The organism is Isoptericola sp. NPDC057191, from assembly GCF_042670225.1.
Lineage (GTDB): Bacteria > Actinomycetota > Actinomycetes > Actinomycetales > Cellulomonadaceae > Isoptericola.
Map to the genome: position 1 here is coordinate 1 of NZ_JBHUWC010000018.1, position 17,363 is coordinate 17,363.

At 73.4% G+C, this 17,363-nt stretch carries 15 protein-coding genes; 11 read left to right on the forward strand and 4 right to left on the reverse strand.

Going from position 1 to position 17,363, the window contains the following annotated elements; genetic code table 11:
* Positions 1 to 177 precede the first annotated feature (177 nt).
* The 10 genes from ruvC (at position 178) to ACFT55_RS04840 (ending at position 11,947) form a co-directional block, all read left to right on the forward strand.
* Positions 178 to 768 carry a crossover junction endodeoxyribonuclease RuvC gene (gene ruvC / locus ACFT55_RS04795; protein WP_380242072.1) on the forward strand — a complete coding sequence of 197 codons (591 nt, stop codon included), beginning with the start codon at positions 178 to 180 and terminating at the stop codon, positions 766 to 768.
* A 126-nt stretch (positions 769 to 894) separates the two neighbouring features.
* Complete coding sequence (gene ruvA, locus ACFT55_RS04800) at positions 895 to 1,521, forward strand: Holliday junction branch migration protein RuvA (RefSeq protein WP_380242074.1); 627 nt, start codon at positions 895 to 897, stop codon at positions 1,519 to 1,521.
* On the forward strand, positions 1,514 to 2,608 hold the full coding sequence (gene ruvB, locus ACFT55_RS04805) for a Holliday junction branch migration DNA helicase RuvB (RefSeq protein ID WP_380242077.1): 1,095 nt from the start codon (positions 1,514 to 1,516) through the stop codon (positions 2,606 to 2,608). Before ruvA ends, ruvB begins: the two co-directional genes overlap by 8 nt.
* Positions 2,609 to 2,786: 178 nt before the next feature.
* The gene (yajC, locus tag ACFT55_RS04810) at positions 2,787 to 3,236 is read left to right on the forward strand and encodes a preprotein translocase subunit YajC (RefSeq protein WP_380242079.1); all 450 of its coding nucleotides are present in this window, start codon (positions 2,787 to 2,789) and stop codon (positions 3,234 to 3,236) included.
* Between the two features lie 128 nt (positions 3,237 to 3,364).
* Positions 3,365 to 5,509 carry a protein translocase subunit SecD gene (gene secD / locus ACFT55_RS04815; protein WP_380242081.1) on the forward strand — a complete coding sequence of 715 codons (2,145 nt, stop codon included), beginning with the start codon at positions 3,365 to 3,367 and terminating at the stop codon, positions 5,507 to 5,509.
* Entirely contained in the window at positions 5,509 to 6,606 is a 1,098-nt protein-coding gene (gene secF, locus ACFT55_RS04820; protein ID WP_380242084.1) for a protein translocase subunit SecF, read from the forward strand. Before secD ends, secF begins: the two co-directional genes overlap by 1 nt.
* Before the next feature lie 17 nt (positions 6,607 to 6,623).
* On the forward strand, positions 6,624 to 7,226 hold the full coding sequence (locus ACFT55_RS04825) for an adenine phosphoribosyltransferase (RefSeq protein ID WP_380242085.1): 603 nt from the start codon (positions 6,624 to 6,626) through the stop codon (positions 7,224 to 7,226).
* 53 nt (positions 7,227 to 7,279) lie between these two features.
* Positions 7,280 to 9,658, forward strand: coding sequence for a RelA/SpoT family protein (locus ACFT55_RS04830; RefSeq protein WP_380242087.1), 2,379 nt, complete (start codon positions 7,280 to 7,282; stop codon positions 9,656 to 9,658).
* A gap of 481 nt (positions 9,659 to 10,139) precedes the next feature.
* Positions 10,140 to 11,309, forward strand: coding sequence for an ATP-dependent DNA ligase (locus ACFT55_RS04835; protein ID WP_380242090.1), 1,170 nt, complete (start codon positions 10,140 to 10,142; stop codon positions 11,307 to 11,309).
* Positions 11,310 to 11,392: 83 nt separating this feature from the next.
* Positions 11,393 to 11,947 carry a dihydrofolate reductase family protein gene (locus tag ACFT55_RS04840; protein WP_380242092.1) on the forward strand — a complete coding sequence of 185 codons (555 nt, stop codon included), beginning with the start codon at positions 11,393 to 11,395 and terminating at the stop codon, positions 11,945 to 11,947.
* 13 nt (positions 11,948 to 11,960) lie between these two features.
* Here ACFT55_RS04840 and ligD read toward each other — a convergent pair whose 3' ends face one another.
* From ligD to ACFT55_RS04860, 4 genes are all read right to left on the reverse strand, one after another.
* Entirely contained in the window at positions 11,961 to 13,049 is a 1,089-nt protein-coding gene (gene ligD, locus ACFT55_RS04845) for a non-homologous end-joining DNA ligase (RefSeq protein ID WP_380242094.1), read from the reverse strand.
* A 10-nt stretch (positions 13,050 to 13,059) separates the two neighbouring features.
* Positions 13,060 to 13,722, reverse strand: coding sequence for a hypothetical protein (locus ACFT55_RS04850; RefSeq protein ID WP_380242096.1), 663 nt, complete (start codon positions 13,720 to 13,722; stop codon positions 13,060 to 13,062).
* Between the two features lie 221 nt (positions 13,723 to 13,943).
* The gene (locus ACFT55_RS04855; RefSeq protein ID WP_380242098.1) at positions 13,944 to 15,725 is read right to left on the reverse strand and encodes a DUF349 domain-containing protein; all 1,782 of its coding nucleotides are present in this window, start codon (positions 15,723 to 15,725) and stop codon (positions 13,944 to 13,946) included.
* On the reverse strand, positions 15,722 to 16,498 hold the full coding sequence (locus ACFT55_RS04860) for a peptidylprolyl isomerase (RefSeq protein ID WP_380242100.1): 777 nt from the start codon (positions 16,496 to 16,498) through the stop codon (positions 15,722 to 15,724). The genes ACFT55_RS04855 and ACFT55_RS04860 overlap by 4 nt, the downstream gene beginning before the upstream one ends.
* 132 nt (positions 16,499 to 16,630) lie before the next feature.
* Between ACFT55_RS04860 and ACFT55_RS04865 the strand changes: the two genes are divergently transcribed.
* Complete coding sequence (locus ACFT55_RS04865) at positions 16,631 to 17,323, forward strand: MBL fold metallo-hydrolase (RefSeq protein ID WP_380242102.1); 693 nt, start codon at positions 16,631 to 16,633, stop codon at positions 17,321 to 17,323.
* Positions 17,324 to 17,363 lie beyond the last annotated feature (40 nt).

Genomic DNA, 17,363 nt, shown 5'->3' on the forward strand with positions numbered 1-17,363 from the left:
CGCCAGGCCCGGCCAGCCTCGCGACACGTCCCACCCGACCCGCCCGCGTCGCTCCGCCGCGTTCGCTCGTGGCGGGTCCTCCTCGTGGTGGGAGAAGGCTGGGCGTGATCTGTGTCCCGTGCGGGGCCGTCGTCGCGCCTGCGCGGGGGTGTCCGCGGTGCGTGAGATGGTGACCGCGTGCGAGTGCTGGGGGTGGATCCGGGGCTGACCCGGTGCGGGGTCGGCGTCGTCGACTCGTTGCCGGGACGCAGGGCCCGGATGGTCGACGTCGGGGTCGTGCGCAGCGAGCCCGAGCTGAGCGTGGACCTGCGCCTGCTCTGTATCGCGCAGGGGCTCGACGAGTGGCTCGAGCGGACGGTGCCCGACGTCGTGGCCGTGGAGCGCGTGTTCGCCCAGAACAACCGCAGCACCGTCATGGGCACCGCGCAGGTGGCCGGGCTCGCGATGGTCGCCGCCGCGAAGCGGGGCGTGCCCGTCGCGATGCACACCCCCAGCGAGGTCAAGGCTGCCGTCACCGGTTCCGGCCGCGCCGGCAAGGAGCAGGTGCAGCGGATGATCGCGCGCATCCTCGGCCTGGAGGAGCTGCCCCGCCCGGCCGACGCCGCGGACGCCCTCGCCCTCGCCGTGACCCACCTCTGGCGTCCCTCAGGGGCGCTGCAGGGTGGCGAGCGGAACGAGCTCACCCCCGCGCAGCGTGCCTGGGCGGCAGCGGAGCGCACCGCCCGCACCACCTCGCACCGCGGCGCACCGTCCCGCACCACCCGCTGACTACGGCCCCGCCCGGGGAGGACGCGCGGTCCTGCCCGTGTCGCCGCCCGGAGTGTCGGGCCCGGTTGTTACAGTGACGCCTCGTACGGGTGTTCGACGCACGGCCAGCTCGATGGAAGGACCTCGGTGATCGCCTCCCTGACCGGCACAGTCACGCACGTGACGCTGGAGCGGGCCGTGCTCGACGTGGGCGGGGTCGGGTACCTCGTCCACGCCACCCCGGGCACCCTCGCCGGACTACGGGTGGGGGAGCGCGCGCAGCTGCACACCACGCTCGTCGTCCGGGAGGACTCGATGACCGTGTTCGGGTTCGCGGAGGCGGACGAGCGCGAGGTGTTCGAGACGGCGCAGTCGGTGTCCGGGGTCGGCCCGCGCATCGCCCTGGCGATGCTCGCCGTGCTCACCCCCGACGCCCTGCGGCGCGCCGTCGCGACCGAGGACCTCGCCGCGCTGCGCCGGGTGCCCGGCGTCGGACCGAAGAGTGCGCAGCGCCTCGTGCTGGAGCTGTCGGGCAAGCTCGGTGCCCCGGCCGCGGCCGGACCCGGCGACGTCGTCCAGGACGAGGCGCCCGTCGCGAGCGGGGACCCCGCGCGCGACCAGGTGGTCGACGCGCTGGTCGGCCTGGGCTGGGCGGCGAAGGTCGCCCAGGACACGGTCGAGCGCGTCCTCGCGGACCGCGCCGACGACGGCCCGCTGGACGTCGCGGCCACGCTGCGGGCGGCCCTTCGCTCCCTCGGCGGACGACGTGGCTGACCCCTCGGAGCCGGAGTACGGCGGAGAGCGCCTCGTCACGTCCTCGGCCGACGACGTCGAGCGGGCGGCCGAGGCGGCCCTGCGGCCCAAGAAGCTCGACGAGTTCGTCGGTCAGCGCGTCGTGCGCGACCAGCTCTCCCTGGTGCTCCAGGCGGCCCTGGCGCGCGGAGCCGCCCCCGACCACGTGCTCCTGTCCGGGCCGCCCGGGCTGGGCAAGACCACGCTGGCCATGATCATCGCGGCGGAGCTCGGCACCTCGCTGCGCGTCACCAGCGGCCCGGCGATCCAGCACGCGGGCGACCTGGCGGCCGTCCTCTCCTCGCTCGAGGAGGGTGAGGTCCTCTTCATCGACGAGATCCACCGCCTCGCGCGCCCTGCGGAGGAGCTGCTGTACGTGGCGATGGAGGACTTCCGTGTCGACGTCGTCGTCGGCAAGGGCGCCGGCGCCAGCGCCATCCCGCTCGCGCTGCCGCCGTTCACGGTGGTGGGAGCCACCACGCGCTCCGGCCTGCTGCCCGCGCCGCTGCGCGACCGGTTCGGTTTCACCGGACACCTCGACTTCTACGACGCCGCGGAGCTGGAGCGTGTCATCCTGCGCTCGGCCGGGCTGCTCGGCGTCGACCTGCAGCACGCGGCCGCGCACGAGATCGCCGGCCGGTCACGCGGCACCCCCCGCATCGCGAACCGGCTGCTGCGTCGCGTCCGCGACTGGGCGCAGGTGCGCGGCGACGGCCTCCTGGACCTGCGGGCCGCGCGAGCCGCCCTCGAGGTGTACGAGGTCGACCCGATCGGGCTCGACCGCCTCGACCGCGCCGTGCTGGACGCCGTGTGCCGCAGGTTTGGCGGGGGGCCGGTCGGCCTGGGCACCCTGGCGATGACCGTCGGCGAGGAGCCGGACACGGTCGAGACCGTCGCCGAGCCCTACCTGGTGCGCGAAGGGCTGCTGGGTCGTACCCCGCGCGGCCGCGTCGCCACCCCGGCCGCGTGGGAGCACCTCGGCCTCGAGCCCCCGCCCGGGGCGTGGGGCGCCCCGCTGGGGGGCACGCTGTTCGACGACGCCGCCGGGGGCGGCGAGCAGAGCACCTAGACTGGTGGTGCCCGGCCGCCGACGGTCCGGGCCGGAACTCGACGGGTGCCGTGCTCGTTGGGGCCCGTACGCACAGGTTCATGGGCAGACCTGGACCTGTGCCCGGCGCGCCGACCGGCGCGCCTCGACGCCCGCTGTCGAGCAGCGACCGCCGGGCAGCGACAGACAAGGACGCTCCGTGGACTTCTCCATCATCATTCTCTTCGTGGTCCTCGCCGGCCTCATGTTCTTCATGAGCTCGCGGTCGCGGAAGCAGCAGCGTGCGCAGCAGGAGTTCCGGTCGCAGCTCGCGCCGGGCCAGGAGGTCATGACCGGGTCCGGCCTCTTCGGCACGGTGGTGGAGATCGACGAGGCGAACGACACCGTCACCATCGAGTCGACCCCGGGCATGCAGACCCGCTGGCTCCGTGCCGCGATCGCGAAGCGCGTCGACGCGCCGGTCGAGGAGACCGCCGACGAGGCGGCCGAGACCGACGTCACAACCGACTCCGCCGCGACCGGTACGATCACCTCCGGCGACGGTCACATCGACGTCCCCGACGACCTGTCGAGCCTGGACACCGCGCAGCGGGAGTACCGGGAGCGCCAGCGTCGTGACGAGGGCGAGGCCGGCGGCAGCACGAAGTGACAGCAACAGCGACATGGGACGGCGGGCGCTCGCGCCCGGCGGCCTGACGACGCGCCGGTCGGGGTGATCCCGGCCGGCGCCCTCACGCGCCGGCTTCCCGGCGGCGCGCAGACGGGAAGAGACAGAAGTTGGCGAACTCACGCACGAAGCGGTCGCGTCCGGCGCGCACCCTCGTGGTCTTCACGATCCTGACGATCGTCCTGCCGTTCCTCGCGCTCGGGGCCGGCGTCTTCTGGGACGCCAAGTCCGACACCAACCCGGACGGTGCGAGCTTCGCGCCGGGCCTGGCGCTCGACCTGCAGGGCGGCACGCAGCTGATCCTCTCGGCGAACACCACCGACGGGTCCGAGGTCACGTCGGAGACGATCGACGAGTCGATCAACGTCATCCGGCAGCGCATCGACTCCTCGGGCGTCTCCGAGGCGGAGATCACCGCGCAGGGGTCTCAGAACATCGTCGTCGGCATCCCCGGCGAGGTGTCGCAGGAGACCATCGACCTGATCTCGCAGCCCGCCCAGATGCGCTTCCGCCCGGTGCTGACCTACGCCGCCGGGACGCCGACGCCGGAGCCGTCCGCCTCGCCGAGCGAGGACGCGGCCAAGGACGGCGCGACGTCCGACGACGCTGCCAAGGACGACGCCACCAAGGACGACGCGACCGCTGACGAGAGCACGGACACGACCCCGAGCGGCAAGGGCGCCGGTGCGGCGGTCACGCTGCCCGCGGACCTCGCGGCGGACACCGACCCGACGGCCACCCCGACCGCGACGGCGACCGCCAAGGCGGCCGACGGTGCGTCTTCGGACCCCTCGCCGTCGTCGACGCCGGCCGAGGGCGACACCGCCGCGTCCGACCCGAGCGACCTCGCGCAGATCACGCCGGAGATCCAGTCGCAGTTCGAGAAGCTCGACTGCACCGACCCGGACAACCTCAAGGGCGGCGGCGGGGACGACCCCGACAAGCCCCTGGTGACCTGTGGCGAGGACGGCACGGTCAAGTACATCCTCGGCCCGATGGAGGTGGACGGCGTCCACATCTCGTCGGCCAGCTCCGGTCTGGTCCCGGGCCCGAACGGCACCACCACCAACGAGTGGGGCGTCTTCCTCAACTTCGACTCCGAGGGCACCAAGGAGTTCCGCGAGACCACCACGCGTCTCTCGGGCCTCGAGCAGCCGCGCAACCAGTTCGCGATCGTGCTCGACGGCCTGGTCGTCTCGGCCCCGTCGGTGAGCAACGCGATCACGGACGGGCGGGCGCAGATCTCGGGAAGTTTCACGCGCGACTCCGCGGCGACCCTCGCCAACCAGCTCAGCTTCGGCGCCCTGCCGGTGCAGTACACGGTGGAGAGCCAGGAGGTCATCTCCGCGACCCTCGGCTCCGAGCAGCTGCGCAACGGCCTCATCGCGGGCCTCATCGGCCTCGCGCTCGTCGTCGTGTACTCGCTGCTGCAGTACCGGACGCTGGGACTGCTCACGGTGGCGTCGCTCGTCGTCGCCGGTGTGATCACCTACCTGTCGATCGCGCTGCTCTCGTGGGGGATGGGTTATCGACTCTCCCTAGCGGGCGTCGCGGGCCTGATCGTGGCGATCGGCTTCACCGCGGACTCGTTCATCGTGTACTTCGAACGCATCCGCGACGAGCTGCGTGACGGGAGAACTCTGGCCTACGCCGTCCAGCGCGGCTGGTCCCGTGCGCGCCGCACGGTGCTCGCGGCGAAGGCCGTCAACCTCATCTCGGCCGTCATCCTGTACTTCCTCGCCGTCGGCGGCGTGCAGGGCTTCGCGTTCACGCTGGGTCTGACGACGATCATCGACGTCGCGGTCGTCTTCTGGTTCACGCACCCGATGATGGAGGTCATCACCAAGATCCCGTTCTTCCGGGACGGTCACCTCTGGTCGGGCCTGTCGCCCGAGCGGCTGCGCGCGGGCTCCGGCCCGCGGTACGTGGGCGCCGGCAAGGTCCGCGCGGCGCAGCCGGCCGTGGCCGGCGACGTCCCGACGGCCGAGGCTCCCGCGGACGCGCCGATCCCGGCGGAGACGGGGGCGCCTGCGGCGGCCACCACGCCGGAGCCCGTGCACAGCGGAGCGCGGCAGGCTGCCGCTCCGGCGACGGACGCCTCCGGGCGCCGCCTGACGATCGCGGAACGCCGCGCCGCCGAGCGGCGCGCGGCGGCCCAGGAGTCGGATCCCGGGGACGACGCGGGACCAGATGACGGCACGTCGCCCACGGCGACCGGCGAGAACTCGTCCGGAACGAATGAGGAGAGCCGCTGATGGCCGGCATGAACTTCGCCCAGTGGGGCAACGACCTCTACACGGGTCGCCGGTCGTACCCGATCGTCCAGCGCCGGGCGCGCTGGTTCACGGTCGCCGGCGTGCTCGCGATCGCCTCGATCGCCGTGATCCTCATCAAGGGGCTCACCCTGGGCATCGACTTCCGGGGCGGCACCGAGTTCACGGTGAACGACGCCTCGTCGACCGAGCAGCAGATCGCGATCGACGTGGTGCACCAGGTGCTGCCGGACGAGGAGCCCCGCGTCGCGATCGTGGGCGGCTCGTCGGTCCGCGTGCAGACCGAGGAGGTGACGACCGAGCAGGAGTCGCAGATCGTCACCGATCTCGCGTCGGCCTACGACGTCGACGAGTCGGCGGTCACGACGTCCTTCGTCGGCCCGACCTGGGGGGCGGGCGTCTCGACGCGTGCCCTGTGGGGCACGGTCGTCTTCGTCCTGGCGGCCGCCCTGTTCATGGCCGTGTACTTCCGCGCCTGGCGGATGTCCGTGGCGGCGATCGTGGCGATGCTCGGCGACCTGCTCATCTCGGCCGGCGTCTACGCGGCGATCGGCTGGGAGGTCACGCCGTCCACGATCATCGGCTTCCTGACGATCCTCGGCTTCTCGCTGTACGACAAGATGGTCGTCTTCGACAAGGTCCGCGAGAACACGGCCGACGTGCTCACGCAGACCCGGAGCACCTACGCCGAGCGCGCGAACCTTGCGGTCAACCAGACGCTGGTCCGGTCGATCAACACGTCCGTCGTGGCCCTGCTGCCCGTGGCGAGCATCCTGTTCGTCGGCGCGTTCCTGCTGGGTGCGGGCACGCTGCGCGACCTGTCGCTGTCCCTGTTCGTCGGCATCGCCGTCGGCGCGGCGTCGTCGCTGTTCCTCGCCACCCCGCTCGACGTCGCGCTGCGTGAGCGCGAGCCGCGCATCGCCGCGCACACGAAGGCGGTGCTCGAGGCCCGAGCCGGCCTGGTCGCCGAGGGCGGCCACGAGGCCGAGGTCGATGCCTACACGACCGGCTCGGCCCAGCTCGTGCCGGGGCAGCACCAGGGCAACCAGGCCCAGCCGCGCCGCAAGCGCGCGCGCTGAGGCGGGGGAAGGCCAGGATGACGGATTCCGCGACCGGCGCAGGCCGGCCCGACGACATCGTGCTCGACGGGCTGCGGGGGCTGGGCTCGGGACGCGCCGCGGAGATCCGCGCGCTGATCCGGGACGTGCCCGACTACCCGCACCCGCCCGTGGTGTTCCGGGACATCACCCCGTTGCTCGCGGACGGCCGGGCGCTGGCGGACGTCGTGGAGGCGTTCGCGCACCTGGTCGACGCGGACGGCGGCGTCGACGTCGTCGCGGGCATGGAGGCGCGTGGCTTCCTGCTGGGGGCGCCGCTCGCGACACGTCTCGGCGTGGGCTTCCTGCCGCTGCGCAAGGCGGGCAAGCTGCCGCCGCCGGTGGAGCGCGTGTCGTACGAGCTCGAGTACGGCTCGGCGTCCATCGAGCTGCGCACGGGAACACTCGAGACGGGTGCGCGTGTTCTTCTCGTCGACGACGTGCTCGCCACCGGCGGCACGGCGCGCGCGGCCGCCGAGCTGGTGGAGCGCTCGGGCGGTCAGGTGGTCGCCCTCGCGTTCCTGCTCGAGCTCGCCGGCCTGGGAGGACGCGACCGGCTGCCGGGCCGGACGGTCGAGGCTCTGCTGCGCGTGGAGTCGTAGACTTGCCGTCCCGGCCGTCGGTAACCCCGCGGTGGTTGCGGAAGGAGGCGCAGATGAGCGACGAGACGAAGGTCGCGCGCGCCGCTGCCGCGCCACAGGGGTCGGCGTCGCAGAGCGGCGCCTCCTCGAACCGCGGCGCGGGCTCGGGGCTGCGCGTGCGCAACCGCCTGGTGCGGCTCGGCGTACGCGGTGCCCCGCCCACCACGCCCGCCCTGGAGCCGGTGCTCCAGGCCGTGCGGACCAACCACCCGAAGTCGGACCTGTCCGTGCTGGAGCGTGCCTACGCGACGGCTGAGCGGTGTCACCGGGGCCAGGAGCGCAAGTCTGGCGACCCGTACATCACGCACCCGGTCGCCGTGGCGACGATCCTCGCCGAGCTCGGTTTCGACGGCGCGACCCTCGCGGCCGCGCTGCTGCACGACACGGTCGAGGACACCGACTACGGTCTCGACGAGCTGACACGCGAGTACGGCGAGGAGATCGCCATGCTCGTCGACGGCGTCACCAAGCTGGACAAGGTGAAGTACGGCGACGCCGCCCAGGCCGAGACCGTGCGCAAGATGGTCGTGGCGATGGCCAAGGACATCCGCGTGCTGGTCATCAAGCTCGCCGACCGGCTGCACAACGCCCGGACGTGGAAGTACGTCTCCGGCTCGTCGGCACAGCGCAAGGCGCGCGAGACGCTGGAGATCTACGCGCCCCTGGCCCACCGGCTGGGCATGAACACCATCAAGTGGGAGCTGGAGGACCTGTCCTTCCAGACCCTCTACCCGAAGGTGTACGACGAGATCGTGCACCTGGTGGCCGAGCGCGCCCCCGCTCGCGAGGAGTACCTGTCGGTCGTGCGCGAGCAGATCTCCGCCGACCTGCGCAGCGCGAAGATCAAGGCCACCGTCACGGGGCGGCCCAAGCACTACTACTCGATCTACCAGAAGATGATCGTGCGCGGGCACGACTTCGCGGAGATCTACGACCTCGTCGGCACGCGCGTCCTCGTGGACACGGTGCGGGACTGCTACGCGGTGCTCGGCGCGCTCCACGCGCGCTGGAACCCGGTCCCGGGCCGCTTCAAGGACTACATCGCGATGCCGAAGTTCAACCTGTACCAGTCGCTGCACACGACGGTCGTGGGCCCGGGCGGCAAGCCGGTCGAGATCCAGATCCGCACGCACGACATGCACCGCCGCGCGGAGTACGGCGTCGCGGCGCACTGGAAGTACAAGCAGATGGCGGCCGGGGTCAAGACCGGCGCGACCGACGACCCGCGCGCCAACGACATGGCGTGGCTGCGCCAGCTCGTGGACTGGCAGCGCGAGACCGCGGACCCGAGCGAGTTCCTCGACTCCTTGCGCTACGAGATCGGTGGCGCGGAGGTGTACGTCTTCACGCCGAAGGGCGAGGTGATGGCGTTGCCCGCCGACGCCACGCCCGTCGACTTCGCCTACTCGGTGCACACCGAGGTCGGGCACCGCACGATGGGCGCGCGTGTCAACGGCCGGCTCGTCCCGCTCGACTCGACGCTGCAGAACGGCGACACGGTCGACATCCTCACCTCCAAGGCGGAGTCCGCCGGGCCGTCGCGCGACTGGCTCGCCTTCGTGAAGTCGGCGCGCGCCCGCAACAAGATCCGCCAGTGGTTCACCAAGGAGCGGCGCGAGGAGGCGATCGAGCAGGGCAAGGACGCCATCACGAAGGCGATGCGCAAGCAGAACCTGCCGATCCAGCGTCTCCTCAGCCACGAGGCGCTCGTGGGTCTGGCGAACGACATGCGCTACGCCGACGTGTCCGCCCTGTACGCGGCCGTCGGTGAGGGGCACGCCTCGGCGCCGCACGTCGTGGACATGCTGGTCAAGTCCTTGGGCGGCGAGGAGGGTACCGAGGAGGACGCGGCCGAGGTCGCGCGCCCCGGGCGGCCCACACGGCGCGGCCGGACGGGCGACCCCGGCGTGGTGGTCAAGGGCGTCGACGACATCTGGGTGAAGCTGGCCAAGTGCTGCACCCCGGTGCCGGGGGACGCCATCGTCGGCTTCGTGACCCGCGGCGCGGGCGTGAGCGTGCACCGTGCGGACTGCGCCAACGCCGAGCAGCTGACGAAGGCCCAGCCGGAGCGCATGGTCGACGTGAGCTGGACGACCGGCGCCAACACGATGTTCCTGGTGCAGATCCAGGTCGAGGCGCTCGATCGCTCCCGGCTGCTCTCCGACGTCACGAAGGTGCTGTCGGACTACCACGTCAACATCCTGTCGGCCACCGTCACCACCTCGACCGACCGGATCGCGCTGTCGAAGTTCGTCTTCGAGATGGCCGAGCCCGGGCACCTCCAGCAGGTGCTCACCGCGGTGCGCAAGGTGGACGGCGTGTTCGACGTCTACCGCATCACGGGGACGAAGGCGGCCGAGGTGCATCAGGCGCAGGATTCGGCGAACAGCTGAGCGCGACAGCGGTCGCGGGTCGTTCGGTGACTGGTGATATCGACCTCTTTGCTGCTGCAATTCGACACTGAAATACGTGCCGACATTCCTCCTAGGTACGCGCCCGCCGTCTGGCAGAGTTGCTCGTGTTCGGGTGACTGACTGTCGGATGACCTCCGTCGAGCACCTCTCAGTCAAGCCCGATAGCGCCTGCCTGATGTCGTGACGGAGGATCGATGAGACCGCCTTTTACCCCGGGCGACGGGGTGCATGAAGAGATCGTGCTCGCGTCTCGCATCCAGAGCACGCCGTTTCGGCGCTGGCAGCGACGCGTGAAAGTGGCGGGTGTCGCTCTGCTGGTGGGATCGTCTGCGTGCTGCATCGTGCTCGCGGTCTTGGCGAACCTGTGATCACTGCAGGGGTCGAGTGCGTCTAGCGCAGGGTGCTTCCCGCGAGTTGCCGATCACCAGCCTTCTTGCGGTGTCGGCGGTAACGTCGGGGCATGACGCTGCCGCTCGAGCCGCCGGTGCTGCCCATGCTCGCCAAGTCGGTGCCGGACGTGCCGGACCAGACCGAGGACGGCGCCGGATGGGTCTACGAGCCGAAGTGGGACGGCTTCCGCGCCCTCGTGTTCCGCGACGGCGACGACGTGCGGATCGACTCCCGCAACGCCCGCCCGATGCAGCGCTACTTCCCGGACGTCGTGGAGGCCGTGCGCGCAGCACTGCCGGAGCGGTGCGTGGTCGACGGTGAGATCGTCGTCGCCCGGCCGGGGGACGGCACCGACGGGACCGCCGCGCACCTCGACTTCGACGCCCTCGGCCAGCGCATCCACCCGGCCGAGTCGCGGGTGCGGCTCCTCGCCACCGAGACCCCGGCGAGCCTCGTCGTCTTCGACGTCCTCGCCCTGGACGACGAGGACCTGAGCGGCCGGCCGCTGCGCGAACGGCTCGCGGTCCTGGACGGTCTCGGCCTCGACGGCCCCCAGGTGCACGCCACGCCCCGCACGCAGGACGCCGCCGTCGCACGCGACTGGTTCGCGACGTTCGAGGGTGCCGGGCTGGACGGCGTCGTCGCGAAACGGCTCGACGAGCCGTACCAGCCGAACAAGCGTGCTCTGCTGAAGATCAAGCACGCCCGCACGGCCGACGTCGTCCTGGCGGGCTACCGGCTGCACAAGACGTCGACCGCCGAGAAGCCCCTGATCGGTTCGCTGCTGCTGGGTCTCTACGGCGAGGAGGGGGACCCCGAGAGCCTCCAGTTCATCGGCGTCGCCGCGTCGTTCCCCGCGGCGCGCCGTGCCGCGCTGCACGCCGAGCTCGCGCCCCTCGTCGTCGAGCCCGGCAGCGAGGCCGCCGCCCAGCACCCGTGGGCCGACTGGCAGGACCCGGCGGTCGCCGACGGCAGCGCGGGGGAGCGACGCCCCGGCGCGCAGTCACGGTGGAGCGCCGGCAAGGACCTCTCCTTCACCCCGCTGCGCGTGGAACGCGTGCTGGAGGTCGGGTACGACCACATGGAAGGCAGCCGGTTCCGCCACACCGCGCAGTTCAAGCGCTGGCGGCCCGACCGCGAGCCCACCTCCTGCACGTACGCCCAGCTGGAGGAGCCGGTCGGCTACGACCTGGCGAGCCTCCTGCCGGGTGCCCCCGGCACCGCTCGCCCCAGGACGTGACGGCGCACCGACCGCGCCGATGAGTCGCGGCGGTCAACGGCGTCTGAGAGACGGTAACGACCGCGAGACACCGGGAGGCAGACATGGGGACTCTGAGGTACGGGCTGATGAGCTGCTCGCTGGACGGCTACGTCGCCGACGGCGACGGCCGGTTCGACTGGGGCGCACCCGACGAGGAGGTGCACGCGTTCATCAACGACCAGGTGCGGGACGTGCGGACGTTCGTCGTGGGGCGGAACATGTTCGAGACGATGCGCGTGTGGGACACGTGGCCGCCCGGCCAGGGCGAGGCGGAGGACGAGTTCGCCGAGATCTGGCGGGGCATCGACAAGATCGTCTGCTCCGACAGCCTGGGCACCGTCGACGCGCCGCGCACGACGCTCGAACCACGCCTGACCCCCGAGCGGCTCGCACAGATCGTGGCGGCCACCGACGGCGTCGTGGAGATCTCCGGGCCGACGACGGCGGCCGGGGCGCTGCGAGCAGGCCTGGTCGACGAGCTGACCGTGCGGGTGGTCCCGTACGTCGCCGGTTCCGGTCTGAGCCTGCTGCCGGGCGGCATGCAGACGTCCCTCGTCCGCGCCGACTGCCGACCGCTCGGCGACGGCTCGGTCTTCCTCAGCTACACGCGCCCGTGACGGCTGCGCCCGCTCAGGCGCGCTTGCGGTCGGTGTCCCGGCTCGGCTGCACCCGCTTCGGCTCGCCCGGCATCTTCGGGTACTCCGGGGGATAGGGCAGGTCGCCGAGGCCGTGCTCCTCCTCGTCGCGGCGTGCCAGATCGAGCGCGGCGTCGAGCGAGCAGTCCAGCGCCGGGTCACGGTCGGCGCGCAGGGCGGCGAAGAGGTCACCTCGCTCGGCGAAGCGTGCGGGCACGGTCGTCACGTCGAAGTCGTCCGGGTGGACCTGGCCGACCTCGTCCCACTCCAGAGGCGTCGAGACGGTGGCGCGCTTGTTCGCGCGCACCGAGTACGCCGACGCGATGGTCCGGTCGCGGGCCATCTGGTTGTAGTCGACGAAGATCTTGACGCCGCGCTCCTCCTTCCACCACTTCGTGGTGACCTGGTCGGGCATGCGGCGCTCCAGCTCGCGACCGACGGCGATCGTGGCGCGTCGCGCCTGCTGGAACGACCAGCGCGGTTCCAGCGGCACGAAGACGTGCAACCCGCGTCCTCCCGACGTCTTCGGGTACCCGGTGAGCCCGAGCTCGCCGAGGAGGTCGCGCAGGTGCGGGGCCACGGCGGCGGCGTCCTCGAACGAGGTCCCCGGCTGGGGGTCGAGGTCGATGCGCAGCTGGTCGACCGCCTCGACGTCCTCCCGGCGCACCGGCCACGGATGGAAGGTGAGGGTGCCGAGGTTCGCCGCCCAGGCGACGACGGCGAGCTCCGTCGGGGCCACCTCGTCCGCCGTCCGCCCGCTCGGGAAGGCGATCGTGGCCGTCTCCACCCAGTCCGGCGCCCCCTGCGGGAGGCGCTTCTGGTAGAAGGCGTCGCCGCGGTTGTCGGCCCGCGTGGCCATCACCGCCTCGGGCCACCACCCCTTGGGCCAGCGCTCCAACGTCGTGGGTCGGTGCAGCAGGGCACCCAGGATGCCGTCGCCGACGGACAAGAAGTACTCGACGAGCTCGCGCTTCGTGATCCCGGGACGGTCCGGCAGCTCGGGGAAGACGACGCGGTCGGGGCTGGAGACGCGCACGGCGCGTCCGGCGGCGTCGAGCTCGACGGCGGGTGCGGCGGAGGCCATGCGCCTCAACCTAGGCCAGCGGGGCGGCCGGCGCACGGAGGGACGGGTCGGGGCCGACCGTGTGCCCGCCCGACCGGGCGCGGGCGAGCACCCGCCGGGCCCGGGGCCGCCCGACGACACGGGCCCGCCGCTCCAGCAGCCGGGCGGCGTCGTGCAGGTCGAGCCCGCACGCCGCGGCGAGCGTGCGCGCCAGGTCGGCGGCCGCCTCGTCACCAGGGACATGGAGGGCGATGTCCACCACCGTCCGGAGCGGGGCCGTCACGCACGCGCGGCCCGGCTCAGGACCCGGCACGACTCCCGGGTCGACCCCCGGGTCGAGACCCAGGTCGACGCGCAGGTCGACGCGCAGGTCGACGGTGTCGCCGCGCAGCAGCGGGGCCTGCCACACGAGACCGGCGCCCCAGATCTCGGGTCGGTGGCCGCCTGCGGGGTACGTGACGTCAAGACATCCCGCCGCCTGCGCCGCCAGGGGGCGCCCGGCGTGCACCCAGGCCGCGCTGCGACCGGCGAGCACGCCGCCGGTCGGCAGCTCGGCCGCCAGCACGGCCGCCCGCAGGGACGGCGTCACCGGCGTCCCCGCCGGTACGGCGGCGTCACCGCGGAGCACCTCTAGGGCGCCGTCGCGCACCAGGACGTCCCACGCCGCGCGCCCACCGACGTCGTGCGGACGCACCAGGGACCGTGCGGCACGGCCGGGCGGTGCGAGCAGGGATCCCAGGCGGCGGGTGCCGTCCGGTCGTCTGGCGTCGCGTCTGGTGCCCGGGCCCGAGGGAGGCGCGGACGCGGTGGCCGAGCGGGGGACAGGGGACAGGACGGCGAAGGGGCCCACGACCGGAAGGTATCCGGTCGCGGGCCCCGTCGCGGGCGGCCTGTGGACGGCCGCGGCGCGCAGCGTCAGCCGCGGGTCTCCTCGGCCGCGCGGACCACCTGCTCGAGCCATGCCCGGCGCGCGGCGAGGGCTGCCTCGGCGTCCTCGATCCGGCGGGCGTCGCCGGACTCGCGCGCCTTCGCGAGGTCACGCTCGAGCCCCTCGATCGCAGCCTCGAGCTGCGCCGCCGCGCCTTCGGCCCGGGCACGGGTCTCGGGGTTGGTGCGGTCCCAGCGTGCCTGCTCGGCGTTGCGGACCGCGGTCTCCACGGCCCGCATCCGCCCCTCGACGCGCTGCACGTCACCGCGAGGAACCTTGCCGGCGTCCTCCCAGCGCTCCTGCAGGTCTCGCAGCGCCGCCTTGGCCGCAGCCAGGTCGGACACCGGCAGCAGCGCCTCCGCCTCGACGAGCAGCGCCTCCTTGACCTGGAGGTTCTGCGCGTACTCGGCGTCGATCGCCGCGTTCTCCGCGTCGCGGGCGCCGAAGAAGGCGTCCTGCGCGGCCCGGAACCGGGCCCACAGGGCGTCGTCGTCCTTGCGGCTGGCGCGGCCGGCGGCCTTCCAGCGCGTCATGAGGTCGCGGTAGGCCGCCGCGGTGGCGCCCCAGTCGGTGTGGCTCTGCAGGGCCTCCGCCTCGGCGACGAGCTTCTCCTTCTCGGCCTTGGCCGTGCTGTTGCGCTGCTCGAGGTCGGCGAAGAAGTGCCGCCGCTCGCGGTCGAACGCCGTGCGGGCGTGGCTGAACCGCTTCCAGAGGGCCTCTTCGGTCGGACGGTCGATGCGCGGGCCGTTGCGCTGCGCGTCCTTCCACTGGTCCAGGAGCGCGCGCAGCTCTTCGCCCGCGGGACGCCACTGCATCTTCGCGGGGTCGGTGCCGGCGATCTTCTCGGCCGACTCGACGATCGTGGTCCGTGCCGCGACCGCCTCCGCCTTCGCGGCCGCACGCTCCTGCTCGAGCGCGGCACGACGCTCCGCCGCACGGCCCTTGAGGCCCTCGACGCGGGCGCGCAGGGCGTCCAGGTCGCCGACGGCGGCAGGCTCGCCGGTCTCCTCGGCCAGCTTCGCGAGGGTCTGGTCGATCTCGCGCACCGACAGGTCGGCGCTGTCCAGGCGCGTCTCGAACAGCGCGACCTTGGCGTCGAGGTCGAGGTACCGGCGCACGTACAGGCTCATGGCCTCGGAGGCGCCCACGCCGGGGAACTGCCCGACCTGACGCTCGCCGGCGGCCTCCCGCACGTAGACGGTGCCGTCCTCGTCCACACGGCCGAACGCCTCGGCCGCAGCCGCCTGGGCGGCGTCGTGCGCGGGCGGCGCGACGGGCGCCGCGGGCGTGGTCGCCTCGGCCGCCGGGACGTTCGCGGGCGTCGGGGCGCCGGGCCGGCGCAGCGCGGACGGCTTCGGAGCGCCCGCGAGCCGGGACGGCTTCGGCACGGCCGAGGGCTTCGGCGCCGACGGCGCGTCCGCAGCCGCGTCAGCAGCCGCGGCCGGGGCGGAGGCCGGGGCGGAGGCCTCGGGCGCCGACCCGGTGGTCTCCGGGCTGGGAGCCGGCTCGGTCGCGGGCTCGGGAGCGGGCGCCGAGACGGGGGCCTCGGGCGTCGCGTCCGAGGCCTCGGGGTCCGGTGCGGCGGTCTCGGCCTCTGTGGCCTCCGCGACCTCTGCCTCGGCCGTCTGCGCCTCGGCGGGCTGCTCGTCGGCGGCCGGCGTCGGCGGGGTCGCCTCGTCCGGGGTCGTCTGCGATGGAGTCTCGGCCGTCTCCTCGGTGCCGGCCGGGGTGTCCTCGGGGCCGGTCGAGCCGGGGGTGCTCTCGCTCACTGGGTCTCCACTCCTTCGATGATGACGGGGTGCACGGGCGGGCCGTCGCCGGTCCCGTTCGTCTCACCCGCGTCAGCGACTGCCTGGACGGCGTCCAGGCCGGACGTGACGGTGCCGAGCACCGTGTACCCGCCCGCGGTGTCGGACGGGATGGTCGAATCCTTGTACACGACGAAGAACTGCGAGCCCATCGACTCGCCGTCGCCGCCGCTGCGCGCCATGGCCACGGTCCCGGCGGGGTACACGTTGTCCGCCGGCGCGTTCTCGATGGGGCCGTACGAGTAGCCGGGGCCGCCCGTACCGGTCCCCGTGGGGTCGCCGCACTGCAGCACGTAGATGCCCGCGGTGGTGAGCCGGTGGCACGGGGTGTCGTCGTAGTACCCGCGCTTCGCCAGGGACACGAAGCTCGCGACGGCCTGCGGTGCGGCGGCGCCGTCCAGCTCGAGGGCGACCGGCGACTCGGTGCCGTTCGCGCACAGGTCGAGCGTCGCGGTCCACGTGCGGTCCTCGGCGGCCGGCAGGTCGCCGCCCGAGCGGGCGTCGGTCGACGCGGCGGGGCAGTCGCCTGCCGCCTGCGGCGTGGGGGAGGCCGCGGGGCCGGCCGCACTGCCGAGGTTCGCGACGACGAAGCCGCCGCCGACCAGCGCGAGGACGGCCACGATCGCCACGATCGCGAACGTCCGCTGCCGGCGGGCGCGTGCCTGCACCTGCCGCTGCTCCCACTTCTCCTGCCGCTTGCGGGCGTACTCCCGCTCGCGCTTGGTGGCCGCCACCCTGGGGAACCTCCTCGGTCGTCCCGTCGCCGCACGGGAACTTCCGCGCGCGGGGGACAGTCTAGAGGCCGGGACGCAGGTCACACCCGCAGGGCCGACGGCGGTCGTCGGGTGCCCGCTAGCGTGGGCGCCGTGCGGATCCTTCTCGTCGTCGCCCCGGTCTTCGCGACCAACTGCTGCGTGGTGGTCGCCGGCACCACCGGCCGCGACGCCGACTGCGTGGTCGTCGACGCCGGGGCCGGCACCGCACCGGAGGTCGAGCGGCTGGTCACCGAGCGCGGGCTGACGCCGCGCGCCGTCCTCGCCACCCACGGTCACGTGGACCACACCTGGGACGCCGCAGCGCTGTGCGCGCGCTACGACGTGCCGCTACGCCTGCACTCGGCCGACGCGTACCGGCTCACCGACCCGTTCGGCACGCTCGGCGTCGACGGCTCCGATCCCGGCGTGAGCGGCGCGCTCGCGCAGGCGCTCGCCGGCACCGGGAGGCAGGCCGACGACTACCGGGTGCCGGCGGCGGTGGAGCCGTTCGACGGCTCGGACGTCGACGTCGTGGCGGGCGGGGTCCGCCTGCGGGCGCTGCACGCGCCGGGGCACACCGAGGGCTCGACGTTGTTCGTGGCCCCCGGCGTCGTCCTCGCGGGCGACGTGCTGTTCCCGGGCGGGGTGGGCCGCACCGACCTGCCCGGCGGCGATCCCGCGATCATGGCGCGCACGCTGCGCGACGTCGTCGGACGCCTCGACCCCGCGCTCGACGTCGTGCCCGGCCACGGTCCCACGACGACGGTCGGCCACGAGCTGGCGACCAACCCGTACCTGCGCTGACGCGCTCGACGGCGTCCGTGGCCTGCGGACGGCCGCACCA